The sequence below is a fragment of the Micromonospora sp. NPDC005257 genome (genome assembly GCF_042872445.1).
Taxonomy (GTDB): Bacteria; Actinomycetota; Actinomycetes; order Mycobacteriales; family Micromonosporaceae; genus Micromonospora.
This window is the reverse complement of sequence record NZ_JBIAKL010000002.1, coordinates 161,527-179,935: the sequence shown is the minus strand read 5'-3', so window position 1 is coordinate 179,935 and position 18,409 is coordinate 161,527. Positions and strand designations below refer to the sequence as shown.

The window sequence follows — 18,409 nt, the reverse complement described above, 5'->3', positions numbered from 1 at the left end:
AGAAGTTGCTGTCCGCCTTTCTCAGTGCGTTCCGTACGCCTGACCTGCGCAAGAAGCTGCTGTTCACAGTAGGCATCATCGCGGTCTACCGGCTGGGCGCCACGCTGCCCAGCCCGGGCGTCTCGTACGGAAACGTGCAGAAGTGCCTCGACACGATCCAGGGCGGCAGCACTGGCGTGCTGAACCTGCTGGATCTCTTCTCCGGCGGCGCGCTGCTGCAGCTCTCGGTCTTCGCGCTGGGCATCATGCCCTACATCACCGCGTCGATCATCCTGCAGCTGCTGACGGTGGTGATCCCGCGCCTGGAGCAGCTCCGCAAGGAGGGCCAGGCCGGGCAGGCCAAGATCACGCAGTACACCCGCTACCTGACGCTGGGCCTGGGCATCCTCCAGTCCTCGGCGTTCGTGGCGCTGGCCCGCTCCGGGCAGCTGTTCAACAACCAGTGCGACCAGTTCCCGATCGTGCCCAAGGGCACCGGCATCCCGGACTGGCTGACGCTGACCATCCTGGTCATGACCATGACCGCCGGCACCGGCGTGGTGATGTGGCTGGGTGAGCTGATCACCGACCGGGGCGTCGGCAACGGCATGTCCGTGCTGATCTTCACCTCGATCGCGGCCCGGCTCCCCAGCGAGGGCTGGAAGATCAAGACCACAAAGGGCTGGGGGATGTTCTTCCTCGTCATCGCCCTGGTCCTGCTGGTCATCACCGCTGTCACCTTCATCGAGCAGGCACAGCGCCGGATCCCGGTGCAGTACGCCAAGCGCATGATCGGCCGGCGGATGTACGGCGGCACGTCCACCTACATCCCGCTCAAGGTGAACCAGGCCGGCGTCATCCCGGTCATCTTCGCCTCGTCGCTGCTCTACCTGCCTCAGCTCGCGCTGCAGTTCTTCGATCAGAACGACCCGGGCAAGGTCCAGGCGTGGATCCAGAACCACATCGTGAAGGCGAGCGCGCCGGAGCACATCGCGATCTACTTCCTGCTGATCATCTTCTTCACGTACTTCTACGTGTCGATCACGTTCAACCCGACCGAGGTCGCGGACAACATGAAGAAGTACGGCGGCTTCGTGCCGGGCATCCGCCCCGGCAAGCCGACCGCCGAGTACCTCGACTTCATCCTCAGCCGGATCACCCTGCCGGGTGCGCTCTACCTGGGTATCGTCGCGATCCTGCCGAACTTCTTCTTCATCTGGCTCGACAACCAGCAGTTCCAGAACTTCCCGTTCGGCGGCACCGCTGTGCTCATCATGGTCGGCGTCGGTCTGGAGACCGTGAAGCAGATCGAGAGCCAACTCATGCAGCGGAACTACGAAGGGTTCCTGCGGTAGATGCGACTCGTTCTGGTTGGCCCGCCGGGCGCGGGCAAGGGCACACAGGCGGAGTTCGTCGCCGCGCACCTCTCGGTGCCGAAGATCTCGACCGGTGACATCTTCCGGGCGAACGTCTCCCAGGGCACGCCGCTGGGCGTCGAGGCCAAGCGCTACATGGACGCCGGCAAGCTGGTCCCCGACGAGGTCACCATCAACATGGTGCGGGACCGGCTCGCCGAGCCGGACGCGAGCGAGGGCTTCCTGCTCGACGGCTTCCCACGGACCACGCCGCAGGCCGCCGCGCTGGACAAGCTCCTCGCGGACCTCGGCACCGCACTGGATCTGGTGCTGGAGCTCGTCGTCGACGACGACGAGGTGATCCGGCGGCTGTCCGGCCGGCGTACCTGCCGCGGCTGCGGCAAGATCTGGCACGTCGAGTTCGACGCGACCAGCCGGGAGGACATCTGCGACCGCTGCGGCGCGGAGCTGTTCCAGCGGGACGACGACAAGCCGGAGACCATCGCGGCCCGGCTGCGGGAGTACGCCGAGAAGACCGCGCCGCTGGTCGACTACTACGGCGCTCAGGGCAGGCTGGTCGGCATCGACGCGACCGGCCCGGTGGAGGACGTCACCGTCCGCGCCATCGACGCACTGCGCTCGTACGGCGGCTGAGGTCCCACCCGCCACCCGGCGGATAGAGTGCGAACAGCGGGGTACGCGCGACGTGCCCCGCTGCTCCGCGTACGCGCGACGAAAGGTGAACACCGCCATGCGCCGTCCCCAGCTGGACATCCAGCTGAAGACCCCCGAGCAGATCGAACTGATGCGGGCCGCCGGTCTGGTCGTCGCCCGCGCCCTGCGCCGGATGCGAGAGGCGGTGGCGCCGGGCGTGTCGACGGCCGACCTGGACGCGATCGCCGAGTCGACCATCCGCGAGGCGGGCGCCGTGCCCTCGTTCAAGGGCTACCACGGCTTCCCGGCGTCGATCTGCTCCTCGGTCAACCGGCAGGTGGTGCACGCCATCCCGTCGCCCCAGCAGGTGCTGCGCGAGGGAGACCTGATCTCGATCGACTGCGGCGCGGTGCTGGACGGCTGGCACGGCGACGCGGCGGTCACGGTGCCGGTCGGCGAGGTCGACCCGGCGCTGCTGCGGATGACGGCGGTGGCCGAGGACGCCATGTGGGCCGGAATCGCCGCTGCGGCGCGCGGGGCGGCCTCCGGCAAGGGCCGGCTCACCGACATCTCCCACGCGGTCGAGACCGCGGTCCGCAAGGGCGGCCGGTACGGCATCGTCGACGGCTACGGCGGCCACGGCATCGGCACCGAGATGCACCAGGACCCGCACGTGCTCAACCACGGGCGTCCCGGCAAGGGGCCGCGCCTGGTGCCGGGCATGGCGCTGGCGATCGAGCCGATGATCACGATGGGCTCGCCGCGTACGGTCGAGCTGTCCGACGGCTGGACCGTGGTGACCCGCGACGGGTCGATCGCGGTGCACGTCGAGCACTCGATGGCGCTGCTGGACGACGGCGTGTGGGTGCTGACCGCCGAGGACGGCGGCCGGGCCCGCCTGGGCGATCTGGTGACCGCGCGGCAGACGTCGGTCGGCTCTCCGGCCGTCTGATCGCCGACCGCCGACCGCCCCGATCGGCGGCGCGCACCGTGCCGCCTTGGCGATCGGGTGCCATGCTGGTTCCCATGGATGAGCGCAACCGGATGCGGGCGGCCGACGCGGACCGGGAGGCCACCGCCGAGCGGCTTCGAACGGCACTGGCCGAGGGCCGGCTCGACCTGGACGAGTACGACGATCGGCTGCGTCAGGCGTACGGGGCCAAGACCTACGGCGAGCTGGACGCGCTGCTGACCGACCTGCCCGGCACCGCGCCGGCCGAGCGCTCCCTGCCGGCTCCGCGCGCGACCGGGGGAGAGCGGCGTGGCCGCCCGGGGGCGGTCGGCGCTGAGCGCGCGTAACGCCTGGCTGCTGGAGGTCTGGGGCCCCTGGCTGAAGGTGGCGCTGATACTCACCGCGATCTGGTTCGTCTCCCAGCTCGGTGAGGGTGAGTTCGAGGTCGACGACTACTGGCCGGTCTGGGTGCTCGGCCCGTGGGGCGCCGTGGTGCTCTACCAGACCGTGCAGGGGCTGGCCACCGGGGCGCCGGAGAAGGACGCCGAGCGGCGGCGACGCAAGCAGGTCGAGCGGGAGACCCGCCGGGCGGCGAAGCGGGAGCTGCCGGAGACGTGACCTGCGTCATATCCGCGCCGTCCGGGTGACCGTCGCGCCGGTCGGTTTGGCGAGCGCGTGCGGGTCGGCGTACACTTTCAGATCGGCGCACAGCGTCCACTCCGCCATGCCCACCCTGCGCTTCGGTGGGAGTCGGAGCCGCGGCTGGCGCGGGTTTTCTGATCATGGTCAGTTCACCCGTGTAAGACGTTGTGGGCCGTCCGGAGCAACCGACGTCAGGACAGCGGAGTACATGCCGAAAAAAGACGGAGCAATCGAGATCGAGGGTCGGGTCATCGAGCCCCTGCCGAACGCCATGTTCCGGGTGGAGCTCGCGAACGGCCATAAGGTGCTCGCGCACATCAGCGGCAAGATGCGGCAGCACTACATCCGCATCCTGCCGGAGGACCGGGTCGTCGTCGAACTCTCGCCGTACGACCTGACCCGCGGGCGCATCGTCTACCGCTACAAGTAAGCCTGACGGCGGCCGGGAGACCCGTGTCCGTCTTCGACGTCCGGATCGCGCACCGCCGCGGCTCCGGGCCAGATGGGAAGTAAGGCAACCGTGAAGGTCAAGCCGAGCGTCAAGAGGATCTGCAACAAGTGCCGGGTGATCCGCCGGCACGGCCGGGTCATGGTCATCTGCACCGACCCGCGCCACAAGCAGCGCCAGGGCTGACGCCCCACACATCACCAACTCGTCCCAGCCGCGGTCGGGTGCGCAGCGCGTACCCCCTCGTGGTTGACCCCCGGTCGGAGGCCGGGGCCCGCTCGGGCAGCGACCCATCCCGGTCGCCGGCGTTCGTCGCCGGAAGGACAGGGACGTCGCGTAGCGGGGTGGGACGGGTCCACACCTCCGCCACACATCACGAGGAGTACGCCCGCACATGGCACGTCTAGTCGGCGTGGATCTCCCCCGCGAGAAGCGGATGGAGATCGCGCTCACCTACATCTTCGGGGTCGGTCGCACCCGCGCCCTGGAGACGCTCGCCGCGACCGGCATCTCGCCGGACAAGCGCGTTCGGGACCTCACGGACGAGGAGCTCGTCGAGCTCCGGAACCACATCGAGGGCAACTACAAGGTTGAAGGCGACCTGCGCCGCGAGGTCGCCGCTGACATCCGCCGCAAGGTCGAGATCGGCTGCTACGCCGGTATCCGGCACCGCCGTGGTCTGCCCGTGCGTGGCCAGCGCACCAAGACCAACGCGCGGACCCGGAAGGGCCCGAAGCGGACCGTGGCCGGCAAGAAGAAGCCCGGCAAGAAGTAACTAGGAGCGCACAGACTTATGCCACCGAAGGCTCGTGCCGGAGCCGCCGTCAAGAAGGTCCGGCGCAAGGAACGCAAGAACGTCGCCCACGGGCAGGCGCACATCAAGAGCACCTTCAACAACACCATCGTGTCCATCACGGACCCGACCGGTGCGGTCATCTCCTGGGCCTCCTCCGGCCAGGTGGGCTTCAAGGGCTCCCGCAAGTCGACTCCGTTCGCCGCGCAGCTCGCCGCCGAGGCCGCCGCGCGCCGCGCGATGGAGCACGGCATGCGCAAGGTCGACGTGTTCGTCAAGGGTCCCGGCTCCGGCCGGGAAACCGCCATCCGTTCGCTGCAGGCAGTGGGCCTCGAGGTCGGGCAGATCTCCGACGTCACGCCGCAGCCGCACAACGGGTGCCGTCCGCCGAAGCGTCGCCGGGTCTGAGAGGTTAGAGAGAGATGGCTCGTTACACCGGTGCTGACTGCCGCCGTTGCCGGCGGGAGAAGATGAAGCTGTTCCTCAAGGGCAGCAAGTGCGATGGTCCGAAGTGCCCGTTCGAGTCCCGGCCGTTCCCGCCCGGGCAGCACGGCCGCGGCCGCACGAAGGAGACGGAGTACCTGCTCCAGCTCCGTGAGAAGCAGAAGGCCCGTCGTGTCTACGGCGTGCTGGAGAAGCAGTTCCGCGGCTACTACGAAGAGGCCGTGAGCAAGGAGGCCAAGACCGGCGAGGTCCTGCTGCAGATCCTTGAGTCGCGGCTGGACAACGTGGTCTACCGGGCCGGCTACGCCAAGTCCCGGGACATGGCCCGTCAGCTGGTCAAGCACGGTCACTTCACGGTGAACGGCAAGAAGGTCGACATCCCGTCGTACCGGGTCAAGGAGCACGACATCGTCGAGGTGCGTGCGAAGAGCAAGGAACTCACCCCGTTCCTGGTGGCACAGGGTGAGGCCGGCTCGCGGACCGTCCCGGCGTGGCTGGAGGCGATCCCGAGCCAGATGAAGATCCTCGTGCACTCGCTCCCGGCCCGTCAGGTGATCGACACCCAGGTCCAGGAGCAGCTGATCGTCGAGCTCTACTCCAAGTAAGGGCTCGTTGCGGTGGCCCGCTCTCCGGGGCGGGCCACCGGAACAGTTGTGTCGTGGGCGTCAAATAGCGGGCGCCCCGGAAGAGAAGAGAAAAGATGCTCATCAGCCAGCGACCGTCTCTCTCCGAAGAGTCGATCAACGAGACCCGCTCCCGGTTCACCATCGAGCCGCTGGAGCCCGGCTTCGGCTACACCCTGGGCAACTCGCTGCGGCGTACGTTGCTGTCGTCCATCCCGGGTGCGGCTGTCACCTCGATCAAGATCGACGGTGTGCTGCACGAGTTCACCACGATCCCCGGGGTCAAGGAGGACGTGGTCGAGCTCGTCATGAACATCAAGGAGCTGTGCGTCAGCTCCGAGCACGACGAGCCGGTCAGCATGTACCTGCGCAAGCAGGGCCCGGGCGACGTGACCGCCGGTGACATTCAGCCCCCGGCCGGTGTCTCGGTGCACAACCCGGATCTGAAGCTCGCCACCCTCAACGGCAAGGGCCGGCTCGACATGGAGCTGACCGTCGAGCGGGGTCGCGGCTACGTCACTGCGGCGCAGAACAAGCAGGCGGGCGCCGAGATCGGCCGGATCCCGGTCGACTCGATCTACTCGCCCGTGCTCAAGGTGACGTACCGGGTCGAGGCGACCCGTGTCGAGCAGCGCACCGACTTCGACCGGCTGATCATCGACGTCGAGACCAAGCCGTCGATGGGCCCGCGTACCGCGCTGGCCTCGGCCGGCTCGACGCTGGTGGAGCTGTTCGGGCTCGCCCGCGAGCTGGACGAGACGGCCGAGGGCATCGACATCGGGCCGTCCCCGCAGGACGCCCAGCTGGCTGCGGACCTGGCCCTGCCGATCGAGGAGCTGGACCTGACCGTCCGCTCCTACAACTGCCTCAAGCGCGAGGGCATCAACTCCGTTGGTGAGCTCATCGGGCGTACCGAGGCCGACCTCCTCGACATCCGCAACTTCGGTCAGAAGTCGATCGACGAGGTCAAGATGAAGCTCGCCGGGATGGGCCTGGGGCTGAAGGACTCGGCTCCGAACTTCGACCCGGCGCACGTCGTGGACGCCTTCGGCGAGGCCGACTACGACACCGACGACTACCGCGAGACCGAGCAGCTCTAGTCCGCGCTGCCGCCATACCTGAGGAGCACCAAGCATGCCCACGCCCACCAAGGGCCCCCGCCTCGGCGGCAGCCCCGCGCACGAGCGGCTGATGCTGGCCAACCTGGCCACCGCGCTGTTCCAGCACGGCAAGATCCAGACCACCGAGACGAAGGCCCGGCGGCTGCGTCCGCTGGCCGAGCAGCTCATCACCAAGGCCAAGCGCGGCGACCTCGCCTCGCGCCGCCGGGTGCTGGGCGTCGTCAAGGACAAGGACGTGGTCTACGCCCTGTTCGACCAGATCGCGCCCCGGTACGCCAACCGCAACGGTGGCTACACCCGGATCGTGAAGACCGGTCCGCGCAAGGGTGACGCCGCTCCGATGGCGATCATCGAGCTGGTGGAGGAGCTTCAGGTCGCCGAGCCGAAGGCGAACAAGAAGACCGCCGCCCGCAAGGCCGCGCAGCAGGACAAGGTCGAGGCCCTGGCCCCGGCCGAGGAGACCCCGCGCTCCAGCGCCGACGACCAGGACGCCGAGGCGCCGGTCTCGGCGTCCGGTGACACCGCCGCCGCCCGCGAGGACAGCGACGAGGCCACCGAGAACGACAAGGCCTGAGATCAGGCTCGACCGGGCCCGGCATCCCCTCGGGGGTGCCGGGCCCGTCGCCGTCGACAGGAGGTACGAGGTGGACGAGCGGATCCGGCTGCGGCTGGACGTCTCGTACGACGGCACCGACTTCTCCGGCTGGGCGCCCCAGCCGACCCGGCGCACCGTGGCGGGCGTGCTCATGCAGACGCTGGATCTGGTGCTCGGCGCGGGCACGGCGACCGGGCTGACAGTGGCCGGGCGTACCGACGCCGGGGTGCACGCCGCCGGGCAGGTCTGCCACCTCGATCTCCCGGCTGCGGTGTGGCGGGAGCACGAGGGGCGGTTGCTGCGCCGGCTGGCCCGGCTCCTCCCGCCCGACGCCCGGGTACGCGCGATGACCGAGGTGCCGGCCGACTTCGACGCCCGGTTCTCGGCCACGTTCCGGCGCTACGAGTACCGGGTCACCGACGCCCCGTGGGGCGCCGAGCCGCTGCGCCGCCGGGACACTCTGGCCTGGCCGAAGCCGCTGGACCTGGCGGCGCTGAACGCCTCCGCCGCCGGGCTGGTGGGGGAGCACGACTTCGCCGCGTACTGCCGGCGCAAGGAGAACGCCACCACGCTGCGCGAGGTGACCCGGCTGGACTGGCGGCGTGATCCGGACGGGATCCTGGTCGCCACCGTGCAGGCCGACGCGTTCTGCCAGAACATGGTGCGCAGCCTGGTCGGGGCGATGCTGGTGGCCGGCGACGGTCGGCGGCCGGTGCGGTGGCCGGCCGGGCTGCTGACCCGCCGTGAACGCTCCAGCGAGGTGACCGTGGCGCCGGCGCACGGCCTCGCCCTGGTCGAGGTGGGTTACCCGGCCGACCCGGCCGAGTACGCCCGGCGCGCCGAGGAGACCCGCCGGTTGCGGGTGCCGGTGGCCGAGGGCTGAGCGCGGCTCAGTCGGTGCCCCGCTGACCGGCGCTGTCGTCGGCCGAGTCCGCGTCGGGCTGCCCGGCCGTTCCGGTGGCCACCCGGCGGTCCAGCACACCCCGGTTGAGGTGCAGCTCGACCAGGTCGTACATGATCTCGCGGGCGGTCGCGTCGTCGCTCGGGAGGCGCTCGCCGTCGGCGCGGGTGACCAGGCAGTAGGCGACGTAGTGGCCGCGTACCTGCCAGGCGACCCGGGCCGCGGCCTTCTCCACCGCCTCGGTGCCGTCGCCCGCCGCCATGCCACGGAACCGTCCCTGGCGCGCGTCGAGCAGCGGCCGGATGCGGTCGCGTACCCGCTGGGCGGTGGCCACGTCGGTGAGGTTGAACAGACCGGCGGTGATCAGGTGGTCGCCGTCGGGGGAGCGGAGCGTGCCCCGCACGACCTGGTTGCAGCCGAGCCGGACCAGCAGGTCGGCGATCTCGCCGGTGGCCGCGACCTGGCACTTCGTGCTGGCCTGGGTCTTCAGCACCCGGTAGGCCGGCTTCTCGCCGGCGACCACCACGTCCTTGACCGGGAAGACCTCATTGGCGGTGAGTGACGCCTGGTCGGTGTCCCGGGAGTCCAGGTCGGTGCCGCCGGACGGCGTGCTCGGCTCGGTCGGCTGCGGTGTGGGCTGGGCGGCGGGCGGCGTGGCGGTGCGCTCGTCCAGCAGTGCGGCGACTGCGAGCCCGGTGAGCGAGAGCAGGAGCAGTACGGCGGCGCCGCCGACGAGCGTCTGCCAGAACCGGCCGCCGCCGCGGCGCTCGGTGCGCCGGGTCCGGGACGGCTCGGAGGCGGCGGCGCGGGCGGTCGGGCTGGCTTGGATCGGCACCGTCTGCCGGTTCGCCGCGGCCGGTACGGGCGCCGGCATCGGCGGCGCGGGCTGCGGCACCGGGGAGGGCTCCCGCGGTGGCGCGGGGCGTCCGGGTGTGGGTGCCGGGGCCGGTGGCGCCGGCATCGGGGCGCGGTCGTCGGCCGCCTGCTCGTCGGGGCCGGCCTGTTCGTCGGGGCCGGCCGGCGGCAGCGCCGGTTGCGCGGTGGGGCGCGGCGGCGGGGGCAGCGACGGCGTGGGGAAGCGGGAGCGTGACGGACCCGCGGGCGGGGGCGTCGTGGCTGCGGGCCCGTTCGGGGCCGACCCGGGCTTCGGGTACTCCAGGAAGGCGTCCTCATCGGACTCGTACCGGTACACCATGTGGCATAGAGTAAGACTGATTGTCCCTTTCAGGGGTAATATCGGGAAATTCTGGCGGAGTGGCGTCGGACCCTGCCCGTGACACCGTCGCCGGAACCGCTGCGGCCCGGTGCGAGAATGCGGGCGTGACCGGCGACCACTACTTCACCGCTGAGCCCTCGACCCCGGCCCGCCCGCGCGAGGTCGAGTTCACAGTCGCCGGGCGCGACTACACGCTCGCCTCGGCCGGCGGCGTCTTCTCCGCCGACCGGCTCGACCCGGGCACCGCAGTGCTGCTGCGCAAGGCCGAACTGCCGGCCGCCGACGTCACCGGCGCGCTGCTCGACATCGGCTGCGGCTTCGGCCCGATCACCTGCGTCCTGGCCACCACCGCACCGAAGGCCACCGTCTGGGCGGTGGACGTCAACGAGCGCGCCCGCGCCCTCACCACCGCCAACGCGGCCCGGGTCGGCGCCGCCGAGCGGGTACGCGCCGTCGCGCCGGACGAACTGCCGGACGACGTCACCTTCACCCAGATCTGGTCCAACCCGCCGATCCACATCGGCAAGCCGGAACTGCACGGCCTGCTGCTGCGCTGGCTGCCCCGGCTCGCCCCGGACGGCGTGGCCTGGCTCGTCGTCGCCCGGCACCTCGGCGGCGACTCGCTGCACCGCTGGCTGGCCGAGCAGGGCTGGTCAGTCGAACGGCACGCCAGCCAGAAGGGCTACCGGGTACTGCGCGTCACCCGGTAATCCGGTGTCGCCCACCGGCCCGGCTCGGGCAGGATGCCCGCGTGGGATACGTGGACGTGGCAGGAGTCGGGCACATCCTCCCGGACGGGCGTGAGCTGTTCAGCGACGTGTCGTTCCGGGTCGGTGAGGGCGCCAAGGTGGCGCTCGTCGGTCCGAACGGCGCCGGCAAGACCACGCTGCTGCGGATGGTCGCCGGTGACCTGCCGGTGAAGACCGGCGCGATCGCCCGCTCCGGCGGTCTCGGCGTGATGCGGCAGTTCATCGGCATGATCGGGGACGATTCCACGCTCGCCGACATGGCGCTCTCCCTCGCCCCGCCGGCGCTGCGCGACGCCGGGCTGCGGCTCGCCGAGACCGAGGCGGCCATGCGGGCGGCCGAGGTCCGCGGCAAGTACAGCTCCGCCGCCGGCAAGACCCAGCTCGCGTACGCCGAGGCGCTGGCCGTCTGGGGCGAGACCGGCGGGTACGAAGCGGAGGTCCTCTTCGACACCGTCACCACCATCGTGCTCGGCCTGCCCTGGGACAGCGCCCGGGACCGGCCGGTACGCACGCTCTCTGGCGGCCAGCAGAAGCGCTTCGCGCTGGAGTTGCTGCTGCGCGGCCCGGAAGAGGTGCTGCTGCTCGACGAGCCGGACAACTTCCTCGACGTACCCGGCAAGCGCTGGCTGGAGGCGCGGCTACGCGAGTCGGGCAAGTCCGTGCTCTACGTCTCGCACGACCGGGAACTGCTGGCGCAGACCGCCGACCGGGTGGTCGCGGTGGAGGGCGGCAGCGCCTGGGTGCACCCGGGCGGCTTCGCGAGCTGGCACTCCGCCCGGGTTGCCCGGCACGCCCGCCTCGACGAGCTGGGCAAACGCTGGGACGAGGAGCACCAGAAACTGCGTGAGCTGATGCTGATGTACAAGCAGAAGGCCGCGTACAACGCCGGGATGGCCTCCCGCTACCAGGCCGCGCAGACCCGGTTGCGCAAGTTCGAGGAGGCCGGGCCGCCGCCCGTACCCCCGAAGGACCAGGACATCCGGATGCGCCTGACCGGCGGGCGGACCGGCAAACGCGCGGTGATCGCGGAACAGTTGGAGCTGGACGGCCTGACGTACCCCTTCGACCTGGAACTCTGGTACGGCGACCGGGTCGCGGTGCTCGGCGCGAACGGCACCGGCAAGTCGCACTTCCTGCGCCTGCTGGCCCGGGGCGGCACCGACCCGGAGCCCGGCAACACCCCTGTCGACGGCGCCGCCGCGCTCGCGCCCGTCGCGCACGGCGGCGTGGTCCGGCTCGGCGCGCGGGTCCGGCCGGGACACTTCTCGCAGACCCACGACCGGCCGGAGCTGATGGCCAAGACGCTCGTCGAGGTGCTGTGGCGCGGCGACGACCACCGGGCCGGCATGGACCGGCACGCGGCCATGGCGGCGCTGTCCCGGTACGAGCTGGCCGCGCAGGGCGACCAGCGGTTCGGCACGCTCTCCGGCGGGCAGCAGGCCCGGTTCCTGGTGCTGCTGCTGGAACTGTCCGGGGCCACGCTGCTGCTGCTCGACGAGCCCACCGACAACCTCGACCTGGCCTCGGCCGAGGCGCTGGAAGCCGGCCTGACGGCGTTCGAGGGGACGGTGGTCGCGGTGACCCACGACAGGTGGTTCACCCGCACCTTCGACCGGTTCGTGCTGTTCCGCGGCGACGGCGACGTGGTGGAGACGCCGGAGCCGGTCTGGGACGTCGGGTGATCGGCCAGGACCTGGCCGAGCGGCTGTGCGCGGTGGACGGCGTGGTCGCGGTGGCGCTCGGCGGCAGCCGCGCCCGCGGCGACCACCGGCCCGACTCCGACTGGGACCTGGGCCTCTACTACCGCGGTGAGCCCGACCTGGCCGGGCTGCGCGCGGTGGCCGCCTCGGTCGCCGACGGGCCGGTGGACCTCACCGCCCCGGGCGGCTGGGGCCGTGGGTCGACGGTGGCGGCTGGCTGCGCGTCGGCGGCGTGCCCGTGGACTGGATCTACCGCGACCTGGACCGGGTGCACCGGGTCTGGGCGGACTGCCGGGCCGGCCGCTACAGGGTCGAGGTGCAGGCCGGGCACCCGCTCGGCTTCTACTCGCACGCGTACGCCGGGGAGGTGGCGCTCGGGCGGGTGCTCGGCGACCCGACCGGCGAGCTGACCGCGCTGCGGGCCGAGACCGTCGACTACCCGCCCGCGCTCGGCGCCGCGCTGGTCGCCGGTGGCTGGGAGGCCGGGCTGCTGCTCGACGGCGCCGCGAAGGGCGCGGCCGGAGGTGACTCCGGCTACGTGGCCGGCTGCCTGTTCCGGGTGGTCGGGGTGCTCGTCCACGCGCTGCACGGCCGGGCCGGACGATGGCTGGTCAACGAGAAGGGCATGATCGCCTCGGCCGGGCGCCTGCCGGGAGCGCCGCCGGAGTTCGCCGAGCGGGCGCAGGCACTGCTGGGCGCGGTGGGGCGTACCCCCGAGGAACTGGCGGCCACGATCGGCGCCGCCCGGGTGCTGGCCGCCGAGGTGCTGGGCTGAGGTGCTCGCCCGTTGGGCGCCCGGCCCGCGGGCATAGAGTGGATCTCGTGAGTGAGATGACCTATCGCCGGCTGGGCGACTCCGGGCTCGTGGTGTCAGTAGTCGGTATCGGCTGCAACAACTTCGGCCGCAAACTCGATCTCGACGGCACCCGGGCGGTGGTGGACGCGGCGCTCGACGCCGGGATCAACTTCTTCGACACCGCCGACATCTACGGCGAGCCGCAGGGCGCCTCCGAGGAACTGCTCGGGCAGGCGCTCAAGGGCCGCCGCGACGACGTGGTGGTGGCCACCAAGTTCGGCATGGCCATGAACGGCGCGAACGGGCCGGACCACGGCGCCCGGGGCGCCCGCCGCTACATCGCCCGCGCGGTCGAGGCGTCGTTGCGCCGGCTCGGCACCGATCACATCGACCTGTACCAGATGCACGAGCCCGACCCGGGCACCCCGATCGACGAGACGCTCGCCGCGCTGGACGACCTGGTGACCGCCGGGAAGGTGCGCTACCTGGGCAACTCCAACTTCGCCGGCTGGCAGATCGCCGACGCCGACTGGACCGCGTCGTCGCAGGGGCGCACCCGGTTCATCTCCGCGCAGAACCACTACTCGCTGCTGGAACGCGGCGTGGAGGACGAGGTGATCCCGGCCTGCGAGCGGTTCGGCCTCGGCATGCTGCCGTTCTTCCCGCTCGCCAACGGGCTGCTCACCGGCAAGTACACGCGCGGCGAGGCGGCCCCGGCGGGCAGCCGCCTGGCCGGTGGCGGCCGGTACGCCGAGCGGCTCGCCGCCGCGCGCTGGGACGTCATCGAGGCGATCGAGGCGTACGCGGCCGAGCGCGGGATCAGCATGCTCCAGGTGGCCATCGGTGGCCTGGCGGCGCGTCCCGCGGTGACGTCGGTGATCGCCGGTGCCACCACCCCCGAGCAGGTGAGGGCGAACGCCGAAGCCGGCACGTGGCAGCCCACCGACGAGGACCTGGACGCCCTGGACGCCATCCTCTGACGTCCCTGCCCGCGCGGACGCGCCCGCCTGCGCGTCGGGCCCGCGCGCGTTCGGCCCGTCCGCGCGTTCGGTCCGCCCGCGCGTTGGGTCCGCTCGCGCGTCGGGCCCGCTCGCGCGTCGGGCGTGCGCTCGCGCGTTCGGTCCACCCGTGTTCGGTCCGCCCGCGCGTCGCAGGTGCGTCCGCTCGTCGGCGTGCGAGCGTCGGGGCTTGCCCCGGCTCGGCGGGCGTGCGCACACCGGGGCCGCCCGCGCGCGCAGGCACCCATGGCGTTCCACTCAGAGGCAGCGCCCACGATGGGTGGAACGGTATGGGTGTCAAGGAGGCATTGAGACACTCATGGCGTTCCACTCGTCGCCAGATTCAGTCGCGGGTGGAACGCCATAGGTGTCTGCGGGCGGCCTCCTGACGCCCGTGGTGTCTCGGCCGGCCCGGCCCGGCCCGGCCAGACACCGGGTGGCGGTGGCCGGGCCGGGGGCGCGGCGGGGCGAGACTCGGGGCTGCGGGCTGCGGGCGGCGAGCTGGAGGGTGCGGAGGGCGGCGAGCCGAGGGCGCGGATCAGTGGTTTGCTGCGGTGGCACGACGTTCGGCCAGGGCCTGGCGTACCAGGGCGACAGTGGCGTCGGGTCGGCGTAGCACGTCGTCGGCGGTGAACCGGAGTACGACCCACCCGGCCGCGCGCAGCGCGTTCAGGCGCGCCACGTCCCGCCGGAAGTTTGCCCGCTCCCGGTGGTGGTCGCCGTCGTACTCGACCGCGAGGCGGAGAGCCGGCCAGGCCAGGTCCACCCGGGCCACGAAGCGTCCGCCGGCGCGCACCTCGTGCTGGGCGGTGAGCGGGCCGAGACCGGCGTCGAGGAGGAGCAGCCGCAGTCGCGTCTCCATCGGGGACTCGCTCAACGGCTCGGCCAGCGCCAGCACCTCGCGCAGCAGCGGAGCGCCCGGCCAGCCCGGCCGGTCGGCGGCGTAGGCCCGCAGGGCGGGCAGCTTCACGACCCGGCGACGCAGCAGCGCGTCGACGGCGACCAACGCCTCGGCGAGTGAGCCCTGTCGGCCCAGGTCGAACGCGGTACGCAGCGGGGTGGTGACCGGCAGACCGCCGACGAGGGTGCGGTCCCGCTCCGGCAGCGGCGACCGGACCAACCGCAACCGTGGGTGCGGTCGCAGTCGAGCAGCAGTCGGCAGCAGCACGGTGACCGGCGCGTCGCGGGTGAGCACGTCCGCGCCGAACAGCCAGGCGGCGCTGCGCCCCGCCAGCACGCCACCCGGAGGCAGGCGCAACGCCACCGCCTCGCACCACATCCGGTGGTCGTCGGCGCGGTGTCCGTCCCGGTGCACGTACACGTCCGGCAGCAGGCGGATCCACGTCGGCCCGCGCAGCATCGTCCAGGTGAGCAGCCCTTGGGAGACGGCGCGGCCGCCCCGGAACGGCAGGATCGCAAGGTTGCGCGGAACGCGGGCGGGAACGGACATCCGGGCAGCGTGTCGTGAGGAGACGGTCACCCGCTGTCCCAATCCGGCGGACGGCTGGTTCCTGGAAAAACCTCACCCGGCCTTCCGTACGGGCGGGAGGCGTCGTACGGTAGGCCGCAAGTAACCCACGGGAGCCCGGTGCGGACCGGGCTGAGAGGGGGGCTGGGAGCCCCCGACCGTCGAACCTGATCCGGGTAATGCCGGCGCAGGGAGGAGCGTTGCCGTGCTGTCCCTGGGACGACTGCATCTCGTCACCGACACCCGGCCGGGGCGTGACCCGCTCGCCGTGCTGCGTGCCGCCCTGCCGGTGGCCGGCGCCGAACTCGTCGTGCAGGTGCGCGTGGAGGACGACGCCACCGACCGGGAGGCGTACGAGCTGGCGTGCCGGGTGGCGCAGGAGTGCCGGCCGTACGGGGCACAGTGCCTGGTGAACGACCGGCTGCACGTGGCGCTGGCGGTGGGCGCCGCCGGTGGCCACGTCGGCGCGGACGACCTGCCCGTGGCCGCCGCGCGCCGGGTGCTCGGCCCGGACGCCGTGCTGGGCGCGACCGCCCGGGAGCCGGTGGGCGCCCGCGCGGCGGTGGACGCGGGCGCGAGCTACCTGGGCGTGGGCCCGTGTCACGTCACCACGACCAAGTCCGGCCTGCCGGATCCGATCGGCCCCGAGGGGGTACGCGCGGTCGCCGAGGCGGTGGGCGTGCCGATCATCGCGATCGGTGGGGTGACCGCCGCGGGTGTGCCGGCACTGCGGGCGGCCGGGGCGTACGGGGTGGCGGTGGTCGGCGCGCTCAGCACGGCCGCCGATCCCGCACACGCCGCGGCCGAGTTGATGCGGGCGCTGACGTGGTGAGAGAGGGCCCTTCCGCTACCGGAGGCGTTGACAGAGGGCCCGACGTGGCGGTGGTGGGCGCCGGGCCGGTCGGACTCGCCGTCGCGTGGCGGTGCGCGCAGCGCGGACTGCGTGTGGTGGTGCACGACGACCGGCCCGGTTCGGGCGCCTCGTCGGTGGCCGCCGGGATGCTCTCGCCGGTCGCCGAGGCGTACTTCGGTGAGCACGAGCTGACCGCCCTGCTCGTCGGGTCCGCCGCCCGCTGGCCCGGTTTCGCCGCCGAGCTGGCCGAGGCGAGCGGCGTCGACCTCGGCTACCGCACCGAGGGCACGCTCGTCGTCGGGCTCACCGCCGACGACCTGGCCGAGGCGGGGCGGCTGTGGTCGTACCAACGGGGTCTGGGACTGCCGATCACGCCGCTGCGCCCCTCGGAGCTGCGCGACCGCGAGCCGGCGCTGGCGCCGCGCGTGCGCGGTGGCGCGGTGGCCCCCGGCGACCACCAGGTCGACCCGCGCCGGCTGGTCGCGGCGCTGCGCACGGCCGCCGGACGGGCCGGGGTGGAGCTGCGCCCGGCCCGCGTCGGCGCGCTGTCCGAGGTGGACGCCCGGGTCACCGTGGTCGCGGCCGGTTGCGGCGCGGCGGCGCTGACCGGTCTGCCGGTCCGCCCGGTGAAGGGCCAGGTGCTGCGGCTGCGCGCGCCCGGTGGCGGTCCGCCGGCCTTCCGGCACGTGATCCGGGGGTACGCGGACAGCGAGTCGGTCTACCTGGTGCCCCGGGACAGCGGTGAGGTGGTGGTCGGGGCGACAGTCGAGGAGCGCGCGGACACCGAGGTCACCGCCGGCGGGGTGCTGACGCTGCTGCGCGCCGCCGCGGAGCTGGTGCCGGAACTCGTCGAGTACGAGCTGGTGGAGGCCGTCGCCGGGCTGCGCCCCGGTACGCCGGACAACGCGCCGATCATCGGGCCGCTGCCCGGACGGCCGGGGGTGCTCGTGGCCACCGGGCACCACCGGCACGGCATCGTGCTCACCCCGGTCACCGCCGACCTGGTCACCGAGCTGATCGTCACCGGCGAGCCGGATTCCGCGCTCGCCCCCTTCACCCCGGACCGCTTCGGGAAGGAGCGCACGTGGAACTGATCGTCAACGGCACCGGCCGCACGCTGCCCGACGGTGTCACGGTCGCCGAGGTGGTGCGCGCCGTCACCGACCGGGAGCGCGGGCTCGCGGTGGCGGTGAACGGCGAGGTGGTGCCGCGCGGCGGCTGGTCGGCGAGCGTGCTGCGCGACGGCGACCGGGTCGAGGTGCTCAGCGCCACCCAGGGCGGGTGAGCGGCATGTCCACGCTGGAGATCGGCGGGGTCACGTTCGGCTCCCGGCTCGTCCTCGGCACCGGCGGCGCGGCCAACCTGCACGTGCTGGAGCAGGCGATCCGTGCCTCCGGCACCGAGCTGGTGACGCTGGCGCTGCGCCGGGTGGACACCACGCCCGGCGGGTCGGGCGGGCTGCTCGACCTGGTGGAGCGGTGCGGCGTACGGCTGCTGCCGAACACGGCCGGCTGCCGGACCGCCGTGGAGGCGGTGAAGACGGCGCACCTGGCCCGGGAGGCGTTCGACACCGACTGGGTGAAACTTGAGGTGATCGGCGACGAGCGCACGCTCCTGCCCGACGGGGTGGAGCTGCTGCGCGCCGCCGAGGAGTTGGTGGCGGACGGGTTCACGGTGCTGCCGTACACCTCGGACGATCCGGTGCTGGCGCGGCGGCTCGCCGACGTGGGATGCGCGGCGGTGATGCCGGCCGGCTCGCCGATCGGTTCCGGGCTGGGCATCGGCAACCCGCACCACATCCGGCTGATCCGGCAGTCGGTCGACGTGCCGGTGGTGCTCGACGCGGGCATCGGCACCGCCTCCGACGCGGCGCTGGCGATGGAGTTGGGCTGCGACGCGGTGCTGCTGGCCAGCGCCGTGACCCGGGCCGCCGACCCGGTGGCGATGGCCACGGCGATGCGCTACGCGGTCGAGGCCGGCCGCCTCGCGTACGGCGCGGGCCGGATCGCCCGCCGCTTCCACGCGCTGGCCTCCACCCCCGACGACGGACGGCCCGACCTGTGACCGCCGCCCGAGCTTTGGACGATCTTGGTACGGGGGCGCACTCCAAGGGGCGGCCAGA

21 protein-coding genes, 2 pseudogenes and 1 riboswitch are annotated in these 18,409 nt (G+C 72.5%); of the genes and pseudogenes, 21 read left to right on the top strand and 2 right to left on the bottom strand.

From position 1 onward, the window contains the following. The first annotated feature begins 5 nt into the window (after positions 1-5). From secY to truA, 12 genes and pseudogenes are all read left to right on the top strand, one after another. Positions 6-1,334 (top strand): preprotein translocase subunit SecY, encoded by a 1,329-nt coding sequence (gene secY / locus ACFYO8_RS04315; protein ID WP_354870399.1) that lies wholly within the window; start codon positions 6-8, stop codon positions 1,332-1,334. Further along, a complete protein-coding gene (locus ACFYO8_RS04310; RefSeq protein ID WP_354870402.1) occupies positions 1,335-1,988 on the top strand; it encodes an adenylate kinase in 654 nt (217 codons plus the stop codon). A gap of 97 nt (positions 1,989-2,085) precedes the next feature. Beyond that, positions 2,086-2,940, top strand: coding sequence for a type I methionyl aminopeptidase (gene map, locus ACFYO8_RS04305; protein WP_355093706.1), 855 nt, complete (start codon positions 2,086-2,088; stop codon positions 2,938-2,940). 92 nt (positions 2,941-3,032) lie between these two features. Beyond that, positions 3,033-3,558, top strand: a pseudogene (locus tag ACFYO8_RS04300) (DUF1707 domain-containing protein). A 232-nt stretch (positions 3,559-3,790) separates the two neighbouring features. Beyond that, positions 3,791-4,012 carry a translation initiation factor IF-1 gene (gene infA, locus ACFYO8_RS04295; protein WP_007073013.1) on the top strand — a complete coding sequence of 74 codons (222 nt, stop codon included), beginning with the start codon at positions 3,791-3,793 and terminating at the stop codon, positions 4,010-4,012. Positions 4,013-4,102: 90 nt separating this feature from the next. After that, positions 4,103-4,216: a 50S ribosomal protein L36 gene (rpmJ, locus tag ACFYO8_RS04290; RefSeq protein WP_012184307.1), complete on the top strand. Its 114-nt coding sequence runs from the start codon at positions 4,103-4,105 to the stop codon at positions 4,214-4,216. A 208-nt stretch (positions 4,217-4,424) separates the two neighbouring features. Further along, positions 4,425-4,805, top strand: a complete 381-nt coding sequence (rpsM, locus tag ACFYO8_RS04285; protein ID WP_013288614.1) for a 30S ribosomal protein S13 — start codon at positions 4,425-4,427, stop codon at positions 4,803-4,805. A gap of 18 nt (positions 4,806-4,823) precedes the next feature. After that, positions 4,824-5,231, top strand: coding sequence for a 30S ribosomal protein S11 (gene rpsK, locus ACFYO8_RS04280; protein ID WP_013288613.1), 408 nt, complete (start codon positions 4,824-4,826; stop codon positions 5,229-5,231). A gap of 14 nt (positions 5,232-5,245) precedes the next feature. Beyond that, positions 5,246-5,872 carry a 30S ribosomal protein S4 gene (rpsD, locus tag ACFYO8_RS04275; RefSeq protein WP_073828936.1) on the top strand — a complete coding sequence of 209 codons (627 nt, stop codon included), beginning with the start codon at positions 5,246-5,248 and terminating at the stop codon, positions 5,870-5,872. 95 nt (positions 5,873-5,967) lie between these two features. Then, positions 5,968-6,990 carry a DNA-directed RNA polymerase subunit alpha gene (locus ACFYO8_RS04270; RefSeq protein ID WP_007073009.1) on the top strand — a complete coding sequence of 341 codons (1,023 nt, stop codon included), beginning with the start codon at positions 5,968-5,970 and terminating at the stop codon, positions 6,988-6,990. Between the two features lie 34 nt (positions 6,991-7,024). After that, positions 7,025-7,585: a 50S ribosomal protein L17 gene (gene rplQ, locus ACFYO8_RS04265; RefSeq protein WP_354870412.1), complete on the top strand. Its 561-nt coding sequence runs from the start codon at positions 7,025-7,027 to the stop codon at positions 7,583-7,585. 70 nt (positions 7,586-7,655) lie between these two features. Next, positions 7,656-8,489, top strand: a complete 834-nt coding sequence (gene truA, locus ACFYO8_RS04260; RefSeq protein ID WP_354870415.1) for a tRNA pseudouridine(38-40) synthase TruA — start codon at positions 7,656-7,658, stop codon at positions 8,487-8,489. 7 nt (positions 8,490-8,496) lie between these two features. Here truA and ACFYO8_RS04255 read toward each other — a convergent pair whose 3' ends face one another. Beyond that, a complete protein-coding gene (locus ACFYO8_RS04255; RefSeq protein ID WP_387256803.1) occupies positions 8,497-9,702 on the bottom strand; it encodes a hypothetical protein in 1,206 nt (401 codons plus the stop codon). A gap of 125 nt (positions 9,703-9,827) precedes the next feature. On the opposite strand from ACFYO8_RS04255, the gene ACFYO8_RS04250 reads away from it, so the two are divergent. The 5 genes and pseudogenes from ACFYO8_RS04250 (at position 9,828) to ACFYO8_RS04230 (ending at position 13,948) form a co-directional block, all read left to right on the top strand. Next, the gene (locus tag ACFYO8_RS04250; protein ID WP_354870421.1) at positions 9,828-10,433 is read left to right on the top strand and encodes a methyltransferase; all 606 of its coding nucleotides are present in this window, start codon (positions 9,828-9,830) and stop codon (positions 10,431-10,433) included. 41 nt (positions 10,434-10,474) lie between these two features. Further along, positions 10,475-12,154, top strand: a complete 1,680-nt coding sequence (locus ACFYO8_RS04245) for an ATP-binding cassette domain-containing protein (RefSeq protein ID WP_354870424.1) — start codon at positions 10,475-10,477, stop codon at positions 12,152-12,154. Beyond that, a pseudogene (locus ACFYO8_RS04240) lies at positions 12,151-12,231 on the top strand (DNA polymerase subunit beta); the annotation flags it as partial. The gene ACFYO8_RS04245 and the pseudogene ACFYO8_RS04240, both read left to right, overlap by 4 nt. 173 nt (positions 12,232-12,404) lie before the next feature. After that, positions 12,405-12,947: a hypothetical protein gene (locus tag ACFYO8_RS04235; RefSeq protein ID WP_355095067.1), complete on the top strand. Its 543-nt coding sequence runs from the start codon at positions 12,405-12,407 to the stop codon at positions 12,945-12,947. Positions 12,948-12,985: 38 nt separating this feature from the next. Then, complete coding sequence (locus ACFYO8_RS04230) at positions 12,986-13,948, top strand: aldo/keto reductase (RefSeq protein WP_354870429.1); 963 nt, start codon at positions 12,986-12,988, stop codon at positions 13,946-13,948. Positions 13,949-14,504: 556 nt separating this feature from the next. Here ACFYO8_RS04230 and ACFYO8_RS04225 read toward each other — a convergent pair. Beyond that, on the bottom strand, positions 14,505-15,416 hold the full coding sequence (locus ACFYO8_RS04225; protein ID WP_355095063.1) for a DUF559 domain-containing protein: 912 nt from the start codon (positions 15,414-15,416) through the stop codon (positions 14,505-14,507). A 117-nt stretch (positions 15,417-15,533) separates the two neighbouring features. Then, a riboswitch (TPP riboswitch) is annotated at positions 15,534-15,645 on the top strand. On the opposite strand from ACFYO8_RS04225, the gene thiE reads away from it, so the two are divergent. The 4 genes from thiE to ACFYO8_RS04205 all read left to right on the top strand — a co-directional run bounded on the left by thiE (position 15,640) and on the right by ACFYO8_RS04205 (position 18,351). Next, the gene (gene thiE, locus ACFYO8_RS04220) at positions 15,640-16,266 is read left to right on the top strand and encodes a thiamine phosphate synthase (protein ID WP_354870435.1); all 627 of its coding nucleotides are present in this window, start codon (positions 15,640-15,642) and stop codon (positions 16,264-16,266) included. It overlaps the preceding riboswitch by 6 nt. Then, the gene (thiO, locus tag ACFYO8_RS04215; protein ID WP_357707301.1) at positions 16,260-17,381 is read left to right on the top strand and encodes a glycine oxidase ThiO; all 1,122 of its coding nucleotides are present in this window, start codon (positions 16,260-16,262) and stop codon (positions 17,379-17,381) included. Before thiE ends, thiO begins: the two co-directional genes overlap by 7 nt. Beyond that, a complete protein-coding gene (gene thiS / locus ACFYO8_RS04210) occupies positions 17,372-17,572 on the top strand; it encodes a sulfur carrier protein ThiS (RefSeq protein WP_354870441.1) in 201 nt (66 codons plus the stop codon). Before thiO ends, thiS begins: the two co-directional genes overlap by 10 nt. Further along, entirely contained in the window at positions 17,569-18,351 is a 783-nt protein-coding gene (locus tag ACFYO8_RS04205; RefSeq protein ID WP_354870444.1) for a thiazole synthase, read from the top strand. Before thiS ends, ACFYO8_RS04205 begins: the two co-directional genes overlap by 4 nt. Positions 18,352-18,409: the final 58 nt, after the last annotated feature.